We start from the raw sequence: 14592 nt of genomic DNA on the forward strand, positions 1-14592 counted from the left end.
GAGCAAAGGGCGTGTCTGTCAGCGCTAGGGGGATTTTAGTCTCCAGCGGTTCTCCACGAGCATTTCTATCGGCTGGAACTGGCTTTTGTAGGCCATTTTATGGCACTGCTCAATCCAATAACCCAAATAGAGATTGGCAAGGCCGAGTCGTCTTGCCCACTCAATCTGATAGAGAATAGAGTAACTGCCCAGACTCCGCCTGTCCTCATCCGGGTCGAAGAAAGTATAGATGGCAGACAGGCCCGCAGTGAGCAGATCGGTGACGGCCACAGCGACCAGCACACCCCGTGCGCGCAGTTCGATATAGCGTGTGGCTCCCCAGGCTTGGCACAGGAAGCTGCGATACTGTTCGCGACCGGGCGGGTACATCTCCCCGTCGGCGTGGCGCTGTTCAATATAGCGCGCGTAGAGGGCGTAGTGCTCATCGGTGTCGATGGTTTCGATATGGAAGATATCCAGGTCCCTGTTGCGCTTCCAGCAGCGGCGCTGATTGCGGTTGGGGACAAACAGACTCACCGGCACCCGGGCCGGGATACAGGCCTTGCAGGTGGCGCACTGGGGGCGGTACAGGTAGGCGCCACTGCGGCGGAACCCCAGCTCCGAAAGATGATTGTACAGGCGCTGGTCCACCTCGGTCTGCGGGTCCACGAATACCGTATTGGCTTCCCGGTCCGGCAGGTAGCCACAGGGGTGGGGCAGAGTGGCCAGGAGATGGACTGAGTCCAGCTGAGAGTATTTACCCATAAATCCACGAAAGCTTCCAGGGCTTTGCAAAGGCGGGTTGTTGTAGCCCGTTTTCCAGCAAGTGTTCGAAATCCCTGCGAGAGATCTCCACTGCCCCCAGGCTGGCCAGGTGGGGACTGCCCACCTGGCAGTCGATCAACGGGCAGCCCCACAATTCTAATTGCCGAACCAGGTGAACAAAAGCGACTTTGGAGGCGTCTTTCTCACGGTGAAACATCGATTCCCCGAAAAACACACGCCCGATGGCGATACCGTAGAGTCCCCCAACAAGGTCACCATTGCGCCATACCTCCACAGAGTGGCTGTGACCGAGATGATGCATGTGGATAAATGCCCGGCGCATCCTATCGGTAATCCAGGTGCCCTCCCCATTGGCCCTCTGGGCGCGGCAGCTATCGATAACAGGCTCGAATGCGCGGTCAAATGTGACCCGGAAGGTTTTGCGGCGCAATACTTTTTGCAGGCTGCGGCCCACACGGAATGTTTGCGGAAAAACCACACAGCGGGGGCAGGGGCTCCACCAAAGAATGGGTTGGCCGTTCGAGTACCAGGGGAAAATCCCCCGCCGGTAAGCAGCCAGCAGCCACTCGGGGGTCAGGTCCCCCCCCGCAGCCAGGAACCCATTGGGGTCCGCCAGTGCCGCCGCTGTGGGCGGGAAGGCGATACGCTGGTGGTCGAGCCACACCAAGCGTTGGGTACTTGCCATGGCCTGACTCCTGTCTGAGGGGCGGAACGATATCCGGAGGTCTAGCAGCCGGGAATCGGGTTCACTCGCTATTACGCGTCCAGGAAGCGCTCGGCATCCAGTGCCGCCATACAGCCAGTGCCGGCAGAGGTCACCGCCTGGCGGTAGATGTGATCGGACACATCGCCGGCGGCAAAAACGCCTGCGACAGAGGTCTGGGTGGCATTCCCCTCAAGGCCATTGCGGACAATGATATAGCCACCATGCATCTCCAGCTGCCCCTTAAACATGTCGGTATTTGGCTTATGGCCGATGGCGATAAAGACACCGAATACGTCCAGTTCCCTGGTGGTGTTGTCCTGCGTATTGCGCAGACGCAGGCCGGTAACGCCATTATCATCGCCCAGAACCGCGTCCAGCGTGTGTTGCCAGCAGACAGTGATATTGCCGTTTTGCACTTTTTCCATCAGGCGATCCTGCAGAATCTTTTCTGCGCGGAGCTGGTCGCGGCGGTGGATCAGGGTCACCTCGCTGGCGATATTGGACAGGTAAAGCGCTTCTTCTACGGCGGTATTACCACCACCAACCACGGCTACTTTCTGATTGCGGTAAAAGAAACCATCGCAGGTTGCGCAGGCGCTGACGCCGCGACCTTGAAAGGCCTCTTCAGAGGGAAGACCCAGGTACTGGGCCGAGGCACCGGTGGCAATAATCAGTGCATCGCAGGTATAGGTCTTGTTGCCCTGCAGAGTGAATGGGCGTTGCTTCAGGTCCACCGATTCGATGTGATCAAAAATAACCTGGGTGTCGAAGCGTTCCGCGTGGGCCTGCATCTGAGCCATCAGGTCGGGCCCCTGCAGGTCCGCAGCGCCACCCGGCCAGTTTTCCACCTCTGTGGTTGTGGTTAATTGTCCACCCTGTTGCATACCGGTGATAACGACGGGTTTCAGATTTGCGCGGGCTGCGTAAATCGCAGCGGTGTACCCGGCGGGGCCCGAGCCGAGAATGATCAGTCGATGGTGGTTGCTACTCATGAAGTACTCTTAACAATCGTCGGTGTGCAAAGGTAACAGTGAACCGGAAGTCCACCAGCTTGTTTGTTTTTTGATCAGATGGGGCTGTCAGTTTGGGCCGTATAATAGGGGATAAAAACTCGTGGGCGAAATAGTTTGGCTTAATTTGTTTCATTGGCCAGCGCTATCCAAGAGGGGATGCGGGTTGTCGGCTGTGGCCTGGGCGAGGAAAATAAATCTTACAATCCAGCCGGGCAAATGCCGGACAGGGTGTCGGGCCGAGGGATTCTGGCTGCAAGAGGCCCCTGGTATTCGTTGGTAGGGTCAATAGCCTGTGCCAAGTGTGAAAATCCCTAAACCCCCATCTGCCTGGAAGCCAAATCCCGCATGATTTCCTCGGAACCACCCCCGATCGCATTGACACGCACTTCGCGATAGATACGCTCAACCCGGCCGCCGCGCATATAGCCGGCGCCGCCGAGCACCTGCATGGCTTCACGGGCGCAATACTCGAGGGTTTCTGTGGCCTGAACTTTGAGCAGGGCGATCTCGGCCACCTTCAGTTGCTGCTGTTGTTCAGCCCAGGCACAGAGATCCATATAGGCCTGGGTGGCATTAATACGTTGCAGCATCTGTGCGAACTTGTGGCGGATCACCTGGTGGCTGGCGAGGCATTTGCCGAAGGTCTTGCGCGCCTGGGCCCATTCGATCGCATCCTGCAGGCAGACGCGGCTGTACTCCACGCAGGAGGCGGCGATACCGAGGCGTTCGCGGTTGAAATTGTGCACTATGGGCAGGAAGCCCTGGTTTTCTGCACCGATCCTATTGTCTGCGGGCACACGCACCTGGTCAAAGAAGATACTGGCCGTATCTGAACACCACCAACCCTGCTTTTTGTCCAGTAGCTGCCGGCTGACACCCTGTGCGTTTGCCGGTATCAGCAACAGGGAGATACCGTCAAACCCCTCGCCGCCGGTGCGCACGGCGGTAGTGAACCAGTGGGCCCGCATACCCCCGGTAATATAAGTCTTTTCCCCGCTGACAATGTAGCTGTCGCCATCGCGCACCGCACGGCATTGAAGATTGGCCACGTCAGAGCCGGCATCGGGTTCGGTGACGGCCAGGGAGATCTGTTTGTCGCCGCGCAGTACTGCCGGTATCACCGCGTCTTTGAGGGCATCGCTGCTGTAATGCAACAACGGGGGCAGGGCGATTCCGTGCACCATCAGGCTGGCATAGAGACCACCGGCACCGGTGCGCGCCAGCTCCTCGGCGGCAACAATCATATGAAAGGCATCCGTCTCGATGCCACCATAGCGCTCGGGGTAACCCATTTGCAGCAGGCCCACATCGGCAGCCTTTTTCCAAAGGGCCTCCGGCAGCAGGCCCTGCTCGTCCCAGTGGGTGATATGGGGCTGGATTTCCCGCTCGACAAAACGGCGCAACTGATTGCGCCACTGCCGGTGACTCTCGCCGTAGAAAGGGCTGGCCATGCGGGAGGCATCGATATCGTACACGCTGGAATCCTCTAGGAAGAGTCACTGCCGGGAAGCAGGGTGGTTCTGTTGGGGGCAGCTTCTATCTGCACCAGGAGCTGACCGCCGCGCACCTGGTCGCCGGCGCAGGCCCCGAGCTTGATAACGGTGCCGTCGCGATCCGCGCGCAGGGGGTGTTCCATCTTCATGGCTTCCATCACAGCGAGGGTAGCGCCGCAGCGCACGGTCTGATTCAGTTCTACCCGCATTTCCAGCAGGGCGCCGTCCATCGGGGCGCTAATATGGCCGCTACCCTGACCGAGATTTGCCTGTAACGGTGCCTGGCTTCGATCCTCGAACTGCAGTTGGCGGCCATCTTGCAACAGGTAGAGCCTATTGCCCTGTTGCAGGAAAAGGGGTTTCTGGGCGACGCCGTCGATCGTTAAGGTGGCGGTCGCGGTGTTGTCGAGCGCTTGTGGCTGCATTTCAATCTGATGGGCCTGCTCCGCCACGCTCACCCGGTAGCGGTGCGGTCCCAGCGCCAGCAGCTCACACTCGAAGTCTCGCCCTTCGGTACCGAGGCGGTAGTGCAGGGGCACACTGCTATCGCCACTGCGCCAGTTAGTGCGCCCCCCGCGCCTATCCTGCGGTTTCAGGTGACGCTGGTGATTGAGTACCGCCGCTAGTGCCACCCAATCGCTGGATATTGCTTCGGGTGCAGTGAGGTTGGTGATTGTGTCCAGAAAACCGGTATCGGCATCGCCGGAAATAAACTCGGGCTGTATCAGTAGTTGGTACAGGAAGCGAATATTGTTCTTTGGGCCAATAAGCTGCAGCTGTGCCAGCGCTTGCCACAATTTTCTCCGGGCGGCTTCGCGGTCCTGTCCCCAGGCGATCAGCTTGCCCAGCATGGGGTCGTAGAAGGGGGTGATTTCAGCGCCCTCGCGCAAGGCGTGATCAATGCGCACCCCGTCTCTATCCGGTTCACGCCAGTAGAGGATAGGCCCCGCCTGGGGCAGAAATTGCTGCTGGGGATCTTCCGCATAGAGGCGGACTTCAATGGCGTGGCCACACTGGCTGACCTGCTGCTGGGTAACCGGCAGCGCCTCGCCGCGGGCTACAGCCAGCTGCCAGGCCACCAGGTCGAAACCGGTTACCATTTCTGTCACCGGGTGCTCCACCTGCAAGCGGGTGTTCATTTCCAGGAAATAGAATTCGCCACCCGGGCAGAGCAGGAATTCCACTGTCCCGGCGCCCTCATAACCACAGGCACGTGCCGCGGTTACCGCGGCCTCTCCCATGGTTGTGCGCAGATCTGCATCCACTGCCGGGGAGGGGGACTCCTCGACCACTTTCTGGTGGCGTCGCTGTACAGAACAGTCTCGCTCGCCCAGGTGGATGCAGTTGCCGTGTCGGTCGGCGAACACCTGGAATTCGATATGGCGGGCGCCGATGAGGGCCTGTTCCAGAATCAGCTCGTCGTTGCCAAAGGCGTTCTTGGACTCGCTGCGCGCGGCGCGCAGCTGCGCTGCCAGTTCGGCGCTGCTGTGGGCCAGGCGCATGCCGCGGCCGCCGCCGCCGGCGGCGGCCTTGATCATCAGGGGGAAGCCGATACGATCCGCCTCTGCCATCAGGGTGCGGTCATCCTGGGCTCCCTGAAAGCCGGGGATACAGGGCACACCGGCAGCGGAAACAAACGCTTTGGCGCGTCGCTTGTTGCCCATCAGCTCAATGACTTCAGCGGGGGGACCGATAAAGCGCAGGCCGTTCTCTGTGCAGGCGCGGGCAAAATCGGCGTTTTCGGCCAGGAATCCATAGCCCGGGTGAATAGCGGTGGTCCCGGTTTTTCTTGCGGCAGAGAGGATTTTGTCAATATCCAGATAGGATTCCGCGGAAGTCTGGCCGCCGAGGGCGACGGCCAGGTCGGCGCTATTGGCATGGGGGGCATGGCGATCCGGGTCGCTGAACACCGCAACGGTGCGATAGCCCTCGGCTTGGGCCGTGCGCAGGATGCGCAGGGCAATTTCCCCGCGGTTGGATATCAGGAGCGTGTCTGGTGTGGACATCAGTGTTGCCACCCCGGTGCGCGTTTTTCCATAAAAGCGCGGGCGCCTTCACGGCCTTCGCTGCCTTGAATGGCACTGGAAAAGTGTTTCGCAGCAGTGTCGAGCAGGTGGCTCAGGGCGGACTTGTCGGCAATCTGTGCGGCCTGCAAAAGCAGTTGTTTGGTGGTAGCCAGAGCGCCCGGTGCGCAGGCATTGATATTGCCGAGATGTTCCCGCAGTGCGGTCTCCAACGCCGTGGAGCTGTCCAGCAACTGGTGAATCAGGCCGATATCCAGCGCCTCCCGTGCTTCCAGAGTGGCGCCACTCAATGCCAGCCGCCTCGCCTGGGACAGACCCACGCGGGCAACCACAAATGGTGCAATCTGTGCCGGGGGCAGGCCCAGTCGGGTCTCCGGTAACGCGAAGCGACAGCTGTGATCGGCGATGGCGATGTCGGCACTGCAGGCCAGTCCAAAACCGCCACCCATCACGGCGCCTTCGAGTACAGCAATCACCACCAGCGGGGTGCTGTTGACTCTCTCCAGCAGTTCGCCGAAGCGGCGGTTCAGTCGATAAAAGGCATCCGTATCGCCATCGCCGGCGCCTTGCTGGGCAGTGAGCATGTCGCCGATATCCCCACCTGCGCAGAAGTTGTGTTCGACACCGCGCAGTACCAGAGCCCGGGTTTGTGAAGCGGTCTCCGCCTCTGTCAGTTTCTGTAGCAGTTCGTCCACCATGTGCAGGCTGATGGCATTGCGCTGCCGGGGGCGGTTGAGGGTGAGGTGCCGGGCAATGCCGATGGTTTCATCAATGATCGTTTGCATACTGGACCTCCACTCTATTCGCCGGACTTGCGCTTGCCGGGCAGAATGCCCATCAACTTGCAGATAATACCGAGCATCACTTCATCGGCGCCGCCACCAATGGCTGTGAGGCGGCTATCGCGATAGGCGCGGTTGATACGGGTTTCCTCGATATAGCCCATGCCACCCCAGAACTGCAGGCACTGATCGGGAATGGTACGGGACAGCCGGCCCGCTTTGAGCTTGGCCATGGAGGCCAGCGTGGTGACATCCTCACCCGCCACATAGGCTTCTACCGCGCGCCAGGTGAGTGCCCGCAGACACTCCACTTCGGATTGCATCTCCGCCAATGCAAAGTGCACGGTCTGGTTGTCGAGCAGCGGCGCCGTGAAGGCGTGGCGCTCGCGCACGTAGTCGATGGTACTGCTGATACAATTTTCCAGGCCCTTCAGGGTCAGGGCGGCGCCGGCGAGACGTTCCTCCTGGAATTGCAGCATCTGCAACAGAAAGCCGGCTCCCTCGTCGCCGATGCGGAAGTGTTTGGGAACCCGCACATTGTCAAAAAATACCGGTGCGGTTTCCGAGCAGCGCATTCCAAGCTTTTCCAGTTTTCCCCCAATGCGCAGCCCCGGTGTTTTGGCGGGAATAATCAGCAGGGATTTGTTCTTGTGGGCCTTGCCTTCGCCGGTGTTGACCAGGGTGCAGAAAAAATCGGCGCAGGGTGCGTTGGTGATCCACATCTTGCTGCCGTTGACCAGATAATCGTCGCCGTCACTTTTTGCGATCGTCTTGATGGCGGCCACATCCGAGCCGGCGCCGGATTCGGACACGGCGATGGCGCCAACCATCTCCCCGCGAATTGCCGGGGTCAGGAATTGCCCGCGCAGGTCGGCGCTGGCAAAGTTTGCCAGCGCCGGGGTGCACATGGCGGTCTGTACCGAGATGGCCAGGGGCACACCACCGCAATGGGCACCACCGAGCGTTTCCAGAAAAACGGTTTCGTAGCTGAAATCCAGCCCAAGCCCGCCATAGTCGCTGGACTTGCTGATGCCCAGCAAACCCAAATCCCCCAGTTGTCTGAAGATGTCGCGAACGGGAAAGCTGCCGGCTTTCTCCCATTTCTCTATATGGGGGTTGATTTCCTGCTGGACAAAATGCTCTACCGTGCGCTGTAATTCCCGGTGCTGTTGGCTGAGTATCATGAATGCTTCATCCTCTCTAGGGGCTTTTATCTGCTGAGTTTTATCCGCAAGCCGACCGCCCTTTGCCCGATTGCGATGTCCGGATCAGGCGAAACAGGGCTAGAACCTCGCCACGCCAAAGGTAATTTTGCGCGTTTGAGTACACGCCGATTCGCGACAGATTGCCAGCAGCATACCCAGCAGTTTGCGCGTGTCGCGAGGATCGATAATACCGTCGTCCCACAGGCGGGCGCTGCAGGCCAGGGCATCGGAATTTTCCTGCATAAAGGCACTGGTGTCGTTTTCCAGTTTGTCCAATAACGCAGTGTCTACCTGGCCGCTGCGCGCCATTTTCTGTTCGGTGACAATACGCAATACCTTGCCGGCCTGGGCCGGGCCCATGACCGCCGTGCGCGCATTGGGCCAGGCAAAAATAAAACGCGGGTCGAAGCCGCGCCCGCACATGGCGTAGTTACCGGCACCGTAGGAGCCACCCACCACGATACTGAGCTTGGCCACACTGGCGTTGGCGACAGCCTGTATCATTTTGGCTCCGTGTTTGATAATGCCGTGGTGCTCCACCTCGGTACCGACCATAAAGCCGGTGGTGTTGTGTAAAAACAGCAGTGGCGTGCCGCTTTGTTCACACAACTGGATAAACTGCGCGGCCTTGTTGGCACCCTTGGGGGTGATAGGGCCATTGTTGCCGATAATGCCCAGTGGGTTTCCTTCAATGCGGATATGGCCGCAGACGGTCTGCCGGTCAAATTGTGCTTTAAAGTCCAACATCGCAGAACCGTCGGCGATACGTGCGAGAATTTCGCGTACGTCATAGGGTTTTTTGCTGTCGGCGGGAATCAGGCCGAGCAGGTCGTCGGTGGGGTAGTGAGGATCTGCATACTCCTCTGGAAGATTGGGTGCGTGCTGGCAGGGAAGGGTGGCGACAATTTCCCGTGCTATGCGGATGCCATCGGCGTCGCTCTCGGCCAGATAGTCACCACTGCCGGACTCCCCACAGTGCATTTCTGCGCCGCCCAGGTCCTCTTTGTCGGCAATTTCCCCGGTTGCCGCCTTGAGCAGGGGGGGGCCCGCGAGATACATACCGGATTGTCCACGCACCATCACCACATAATCGGACAGGCCCGGCTGGTAAGCACCACCGGCGGTAGCACCACCGTGTACGACTGTGACCTGAGGAATGCCGGCGGCGGACATGCGCGCCTGGTTGGCGAAGCCGAGTCCGCCGGGGGCGAAGGTGTCGGTGGCATACTGCAGGTTGGCGCCACCGCTTTGCGCCAGGGTGATCACTGGCAGGCGGTTCTCCAGCGCTATTCGCTGTATGCGCAGGGCTTTATCCATACCGGCTGGGGAAATGGTGCCGCCTTTCACTGCGTAATTGTCTACTCGCACCATACAGCGGCGTCCGCTGACCTGGCCGATACCGCAGAGGGCGCCGCCTCCGGCACCACTGCCGTCCTGATCATCGTAGAGCTTGTAGCCTGCCAGGGCGCACAGCTCAATAAATGGCGCGCCCGGGTCCAGCAACAGGTTGAGACGCTCGCGGGGCAGCAGCCAGCCGCGTTCCCGGTAGCGAGAGGCTCGCTCCCGCTCGGCCTGTGCCGGTCGCTGTTCGGCTTCGCGAAAGTGGGCGATCCGCTCCATCATCGCGGTGCGGTTGTTGTTGAAATCGCTGCAGCGGTTGTCCAATTGGGAGTCGATGGGTTGCATCAGAGCTTGCCCTCTGCTTCCAGCGCTTCCACCACCTTGGGGCGGCGTTTACGGTGGAAGCCGTTAAAGCGCTTGACGCTGTTGGCCGCGACAGGGCGCCAGAGGGGGGAGTGGTGCTTGAGGCTGGAGCCGCCATCAATGCGCAGTGTCTGGCCGGTGATATAGCCGGCGGCATCAGAGAGCAGAAAGCACACGGCACCACTTACCTCTGCTTCCTCGCCCAGACGGTAGAGGGGTATTGTTTCACGAAAGCACGGTAACAGTTCGCGTAGGAATTCGGGATCGTAGGTATCCAGGCCGCTGGTGAGGATATAGCCGGGCGCCACGGCATTGACTCTGACTCCGGAGGCCGCCCATTCCAGTGCAGCGGTTTTTGTCAGGTTTTCCATGCCTGCACGGGCGGCACCGGAATGCCCCATCATCGGCATGCCACCAGCGTTGTCTGCGGTGATATTGACGATGCTGCCACCGTGGGTTTTCATGGACTGCACATACACTTCCCGGGCCATCAGGAATCCACCGAGCAGGTTGCTGCGCAAAACAGCGTCAAAGCCCTTTGCAGAGATGTGCTCCAGGACGGAGGGAAACTGACCGCCAGCATTGTTCACCAGTCCGTGAATCCTGCCCTGGGCCTGCACAATCTTGGCGACCGTATCCTTTACACTTTGTTCGTCGCGGATGTCGAGGCTGTAGTAGCTGCATTCGCCGCCGTCGCTAACGATCTCCCCGGCAACACGTTCCAGTTTGTCCAAGCTGCGCCCGATTAACAGAACGCGGGCGCCGAGGCTGGCCAGTTCATGGGCGATACAGCGGCCGATACCACTGCCGCCGCCGGTAACGATATGGGTCTGTTCACTGAAGCTGCCGGGACGCAGCTGGCTGTGATAGCGCATGAAAATTTCCTTTTATCAAGCTCTTCTGGCTTGTCAGTTTTTATCGTTGCTGCTTGCACCCGCGCGACTGAATACGCAGAATACCCTAACGCTACCAAGCAAGCGCTTGGTATTCAACCATTGTCACCCGTTCGATGAAAAATTCATTCAGCCGTTACTAAGTGCGGATTGTTTTGGGGAAGGTTCAGTGCACAAAGGCACCACAAGTCTGGCCAGGCAGCAGCAAAATCTAAGCCCGCAGCAATTGATCGGTGAATTGGTAGAGCGGGGCGAACTCACCGATCCGGGCTCTCCCCGCGGGCGCCTGCTCAATGTGGCCGCGCGGCAGTTTGAGCAGAAAGGTTTTGCCAGAACCACGGTACGGGATATCGCTACCGAGGTCGGTATTCTGTCCGGCAGCATCTTCCACCACTTTGCCAGTAAAGAGCAGATTCTCTGTGCGGTGATGCGGGAGGTCACTATTTTTGCCAGTGCGCGAATGCACAGTGCGGTGCAAGAGGCCGAGTCACCGCGGGATAAACTGCGCGCCTGCATTCAGTCGGAGCTGGAGGCGATTCACGCCCAGGCAGTCCCAGGCTTTTCCATTCTGGTATTGGAATGGCGCAGCCTATCCAAAGAGAGTCGCAAGGAAGTGCTGCGCTTACGGGATGAATACGAGCACATTTGGCTGGGTGCGATTCGGGCGGCCAGTTGTCGCGGTGGGGATGCGGCACTGGTGCGACGCCTGTTGGTGGGCGCCCTCAGTCATACCTACAGTTGGTTTAAGCCGCGAGGCAAAGGGCTCTCTATTGCCGATCTGGCAGATCGTATTCTGCTGATTTTTGCTCCCTGATGTTGTCTGGCGTTACACAGGCAGAAGCGGTTTGCCAATCCAAGGCCGCACTATACAGCGCCTTGTAGTGACACCCACTGGCAGTGCAGCTGGAAGATATGCCGGCAAAACTGTGCGCTTTTCCTCCTTTCCTGACAAATTTTCAATTGACATGGGGCTCCTGAGAACTAGGGCTCACCGGCGTTATCCTGAATCTTTTATTCTGCGCGAAAAATGCCACAAATTTGACATTTTGTGTCACTTGGTGACGGGAGAGGGAGATGCCAGGTCAGGGGTTATTCCAGATAGTCTCCATGGGGCGGACGCTGTACGGCAAAAAACCGGATCTGGTGATACAGGATGCAGCCAGGCTGTTTTCCATCCCCGAAGCCCAGGCCGGCAGGCTCTTGTTGAAAGGCTGGGTCATCAAAGATCAGCTGGTTTCTGCACAGGTACTGAAATATCGTGCCGGTCTGCACAACATCGGTTTGCGTGTAAAAGTGTACCCAGCGGGGCAATTTGACAACCTGCAGCTGATTGCCAGGATCAAAGTGGCCCAGAGGCGCAGAGCCCAGGGCACCAAAACAGACCGCGGCGAGGTGCGCGGGGCAAATATCCCGGCCATTAAAGGCAATCGTACCAGCGCAACGATGCATCGCCAACAAAGTGCAACAAGACATCAGCCAGCAGCTTTCCCCAAGGGGGCTGGGCTTAACACTGTGCCACCCTGCAATACCACCGATGGGGTGGAACACTTATTCAGTGGCGACAAAACTCTCTCCCCTGCCGGGGTCTCCGGCGCTGGCCCGGTGTTGCTGGGTTTGATCCCCGCCGCTGTATTGCCGGGGATTTTTATCCTGTTGCTGGGGTTTTGCCTGTATGGAGCTGGCTATGCCCTTTGGCAGATCCCCTTGGCCATTTGGCATGGGGGGCTGAACGGGGCTGTTGTGGCCCTTAGCCTCATTTCGACGGCCTTTTTCATTGTTGTCCTGCTGCTTGCTTTGCCTTATTTCCGGCTTCCCCGTGATCTGCAGGGTAAACCCGGTGTGCGCGGGTTGAGTCGCTCCGAGGGCCGGGAGCTATTGCGCTTATTCGAATTACTTTCCGTCAGCGCTGGCCTGCCGAAAGTACAGCGGGTATGGGTTGGGCCAGGTGCCAAAGTTTTCTCCGGGCCGAGCCTCTCCCAAGTGTTAAGCCAGGTGCTGACCTTAAATCTGGGGCTTGCCTGCGTGGTCTCCCTTCCGGGCAGTGACGGTCTGGCGTTGGCGGCGCGGGCGCTGGGCCTCTATCGCGGAAGGATGAGTGGGTTTTTTGCCTGGCTGGTGCTGGATGGGGGTCGCCGTTTGGAATTAATGCAGTGGGCCCTGGAAAACGAACGCAGTGCAGTTTGTATCACTGGCACGCCCAGGGGGCTGCAAAAGCCGGTGCATCGCTTACTGGTGATTTGTGGCCATTTTTTACTGCCGCTGATTGAACGCTTGGACAACCTACATCGCGCGCTTACCGGCCGTGCTGCACAGCATCTTGAGACCCGCGCGGATCTCTATGCAGCGGGGGTGATTGGCAGCGAGGCTTTCGCGGAATTTGCTCAAAGGTGGCACCGTCTGGTACATGCGGACTTACTTGTTGCCGGAATTAACCGCGATGCCTTGGCACTGGGGCAGTGTCTCGAGAATATTCCTGCGGCAGTGCAGTGGACGCTGGAAAATCTGGATGGGGAAACCTGCAAGGCCATTGAGCTGGCCATGGCACAGGCGAGTGACCCCTGGGACTGCGGTCAGGCTGCGGATGACGCGCGCATCGCTGCGGTCAGTCAGCAGCGATTGCCGGCACGGGTTACCAGGGCATTTTCCCTGGGGGACTTTTTCAGCGATCTGGATACGTTGACGCGGGGGGTGAGTGCTGCCAGCGCCGGGCCCGATTGCCAGATTGTGCCAAACCGGCAACTGTTGCGTTCAAACTGCGGGGCGCAAGAGGCCGCTGGTGTACTGGATGTCTATTTTAACCGCCTGCCACCGCACACACTTTTGCCTCTCGACCGCCCCGTTACCGAGCAAGTGCAGGGTATGGATCTGCAGGCCACGATCAATTGGTTGCGCGGCAAGCTGTTTGAGCTGCGAGGCCTTCGCGGGCGTCGGCAAGAGTTACTGGGGTGCCTTGTGGCCATGCAGTTGGGTGCGGGATTGATCAGGGTTAAGGTGCAGATCAGCCCACAGGACTACTGCCTGGAAAGCACAAGCCTAGTCGCTGCCCAGGAGATGGCTGCGGTGAAGCGGTCTGATCTGGAGGAAACGGAGAGGCAGTTACAGCAAATTTATGCCGTTTTCTACCAGCGCCTGTGCCTGGCAGTGGCGTTGATGCCATCCAAAGTGCGACAGGCGGCGCAGATCCAGTTGCGCGGTCTGTCGGCCTATGAACCCCTCGCACCCCACCTGGAGCAGCTCGCTAGCTACAGCAAAAGTCTCGCCCTGTTCGCCAGGCATCTCACACCTGAACTGGTGGAGCGCGAACTGGTGAAGAAATATCTGGCGCTCAGCGCCAGGGCACTCAACGCTCTACAGGCTATTGTACGTTCATCGGAATCGCTAAAAGCGCAAGGACTGCATAGCGTACTGGATATCAAGGCCAAACCCGACCTCCCGCGTCATCACCGGGAGATGCGGGCAGCGCTTGAGGTGATGGAATCCCGCTGCAGATATGCCGCTTCAGTGATTATGGAAGGTTACCGGGTGCAGTTGGGAGCCCTGCTGGGCCCCTGCCTGGAGCAGGAGCAGCAGTTGGGGGTGAATCCTCTGCGTTTGCTGCGCACAGTTTAGCCACCGGCCAGTTTGACGGTGTAGTTGCGCGCTTCCAACAGCGTTTTGATCTCGGCGCGTTTGTCGCCCTGAATTTCGATAACACCGTCTTTCAGAGTGCCGCCGCAGCCACAGCGCTTTTTCATTTCTGCCAGCATCCGTTTCAGTTCACTGTCGGTGCCCGCGAGGCCGCGCACGCAAGTCACTCCTTTGCCTTTGCGCCCTTTGGTTTCCCTCTGTATGCGCACGATCGCGCTGCCCTGGTGGCGTTTCTCCTGCGGGGATTTTTCTGCAATACGACCGCGGTCGGTGGAATAGACGTGACGATTCTCCCTGGCCATGGCTCTCCCCGGTCGGTGGTTACTCTGTGTGTGCAGGGCGCGATTGTGCCTGAGGGGAAGGGGAAATCAAAGGCGCAA

Annotated in this window: 12 protein-coding genes; 2 read left to right on the forward strand and 10 right to left on the reverse strand. The window is 59.2% G+C overall.

All coding sequences use genetic code 11. The features are described 5' to 3' along the window. Nucleotides 1-24: 24 nt before the first annotated feature. The 9 genes from Q1A48_RS08620 to Q1A48_RS08660 form a co-directional block, all read right to left on the reverse strand. Nucleotides 25-744: an arginyltransferase gene (locus tag Q1A48_RS08620; protein WP_299943513.1), complete on the reverse strand. Its 720-nt coding sequence runs from the start codon at nucleotides 742-744 to the stop codon at nucleotides 25-27. Then, on the reverse strand, nucleotides 737-1450 hold the full coding sequence (aat, locus tag Q1A48_RS08625; protein WP_299943515.1) for a leucyl/phenylalanyl-tRNA--protein transferase: 714 nt from the start codon (nucleotides 1448-1450) through the stop codon (nucleotides 737-739). The genes Q1A48_RS08620 and aat overlap by 8 nt, the downstream gene beginning before the upstream one ends. 71 nt (nucleotides 1451-1521) lie before the next feature. After that, nucleotides 1522-2463, reverse strand: a complete 942-nt coding sequence (trxB, locus tag Q1A48_RS08630; RefSeq protein ID WP_299943517.1) for a thioredoxin-disulfide reductase — start codon at nucleotides 2461-2463, stop codon at nucleotides 1522-1524. A gap of 332 nt (nucleotides 2464-2795) precedes the next feature. After that, nucleotides 2796-3959, reverse strand: coding sequence for an acyl-CoA dehydrogenase family protein (locus Q1A48_RS08635; RefSeq protein ID WP_299943519.1), 1164 nt, complete (start codon nucleotides 3957-3959; stop codon nucleotides 2796-2798). A gap of 11 nt (nucleotides 3960-3970) precedes the next feature. Beyond that, complete coding sequence (locus tag Q1A48_RS08640; RefSeq protein ID WP_299943522.1) at nucleotides 3971-5983, reverse strand: biotin carboxylase N-terminal domain-containing protein; 2013 nt, start codon at nucleotides 5981-5983, stop codon at nucleotides 3971-3973. Continuing rightward, nucleotides 5983-6786, reverse strand: coding sequence for an enoyl-CoA hydratase/isomerase family protein (locus Q1A48_RS08645; RefSeq protein WP_299943524.1), 804 nt, complete (start codon nucleotides 6784-6786; stop codon nucleotides 5983-5985). Before Q1A48_RS08645 ends, Q1A48_RS08640 begins: the two co-directional genes overlap by 1 nt. 14 nt (nucleotides 6787-6800) lie before the next feature. Beyond that, a complete protein-coding gene (locus Q1A48_RS08650; RefSeq protein WP_299943527.1) occupies nucleotides 6801-7967 on the reverse strand; it encodes an acyl-CoA dehydrogenase family protein in 1167 nt (388 codons plus the stop codon). A gap of 99 nt (nucleotides 7968-8066) precedes the next feature. Then, nucleotides 8067-9674 carry an acyl-CoA carboxylase subunit beta gene (locus Q1A48_RS08655; RefSeq protein WP_299943530.1) on the reverse strand — a complete coding sequence of 536 codons (1608 nt, stop codon included), beginning with the start codon at nucleotides 9672-9674 and terminating at the stop codon, nucleotides 8067-8069. Then, the gene (locus tag Q1A48_RS08660) at nucleotides 9674-10567 is read right to left on the reverse strand and encodes an SDR family oxidoreductase (RefSeq protein ID WP_299943533.1); all 894 of its coding nucleotides are present in this window, start codon (nucleotides 10565-10567) and stop codon (nucleotides 9674-9676) included. The genes Q1A48_RS08655 and Q1A48_RS08660 overlap by 1 nt, the downstream gene beginning before the upstream one ends. A 187-nt stretch (nucleotides 10568-10754) precedes the next feature. On the opposite strand from Q1A48_RS08660, the gene Q1A48_RS08665 reads away from it, so the two are divergent. Together Q1A48_RS08665 and Q1A48_RS08670 are read left to right on the forward strand one after the other, a co-directional pair. Next, nucleotides 10755-11399 carry a TetR/AcrR family transcriptional regulator gene (locus Q1A48_RS08665; protein WP_299943536.1) on the forward strand — a complete coding sequence of 215 codons (645 nt, stop codon included), beginning with the start codon at nucleotides 10755-10757 and terminating at the stop codon, nucleotides 11397-11399. A gap of 260 nt (nucleotides 11400-11659) precedes the next feature. Further along, on the forward strand, nucleotides 11660-14194 hold the full coding sequence (locus Q1A48_RS08670; protein WP_299943539.1) for a hypothetical protein: 2535 nt from the start codon (nucleotides 11660-11662) through the stop codon (nucleotides 14192-14194). Here Q1A48_RS08670 and yciH read toward each other — a convergent pair. After that, nucleotides 14191-14514, reverse strand: a complete 324-nt coding sequence (gene yciH / locus Q1A48_RS08675) for a stress response translation initiation inhibitor YciH (protein WP_299943542.1) — start codon at nucleotides 14512-14514, stop codon at nucleotides 14191-14193. The two genes, Q1A48_RS08670 and yciH, sit on opposite strands and share 4 nt — an antisense overlap. Nucleotides 14515-14592 lie beyond the last annotated feature (78 nt).

This window comes from uncultured Microbulbifer sp., assembly GCF_947489355.1.
In the GTDB taxonomy this organism is placed as follows: Bacteria; Pseudomonadota; Gammaproteobacteria; order Pseudomonadales; family Cellvibrionaceae; genus Microbulbifer.

What these genes read in the sequence shown, in the direction of transcription:
- trxB (WP_299943517.1), bottom strand. Translation starts at nt 2,463, where the DNA reads ATGAGTAGCAACCACCATCGACTGATCATTCTCGGCTCGGGCCCCGCC.
- yciH (WP_299943542.1), bottom strand. Translation starts at nt 14,514, where the DNA reads ATGGCCAGGGAGAATCGTCACGTCTATTCCACCGACCGCGGTCGTATT.
- Q1A48_RS08670 (WP_299943539.1), top strand. Translation starts at nt 11,660, where the DNA reads ATGCCAGGTCAGGGGTTATTCCAGATAGTCTCCATGGGGCGGACGCTG.
- Q1A48_RS08620 (WP_299943513.1), bottom strand. Translation starts at nt 744, where the DNA reads ATGGGTAAATACTCTCAGCTGGACTCAGTCCATCTCCTGGCCACTCTG.
- Q1A48_RS08650 (WP_299943527.1), bottom strand. Translation starts at nt 7,967, where the DNA reads ATGATACTCAGCCAACAGCACCGGGAATTACAGCGCACGGTAGAGCAT.
- Q1A48_RS08660 (WP_299943533.1), bottom strand. Translation starts at nt 10,567, where the DNA reads ATGCGCTATCACAGCCAGCTGCGTCCCGGCAGCTTCAGTGAACAGACC.
- Q1A48_RS08645 (WP_299943524.1), bottom strand. Translation starts at nt 6,786, where the DNA reads ATGCAAACGATCATTGATGAAACCATCGGCATTGCCCGGCACCTCACC.
- Q1A48_RS08655 (WP_299943530.1), bottom strand. Translation starts at nt 9,674, where the DNA reads ATGCAACCCATCGACTCCCAATTGGACAACCGCTGCAGCGATTTCAAC.
- Q1A48_RS08640 (WP_299943522.1), bottom strand. Translation starts at nt 5,983, where the DNA reads ATGTCCACACCAGACACGCTCCTGATATCCAACCGCGGGGAAATTGCC.
- aat (WP_299943515.1), bottom strand. Translation starts at nt 1,450, where the DNA reads ATGGCAAGTACCCAACGCTTGGTGTGGCTCGACCACCAGCGTATCGCC.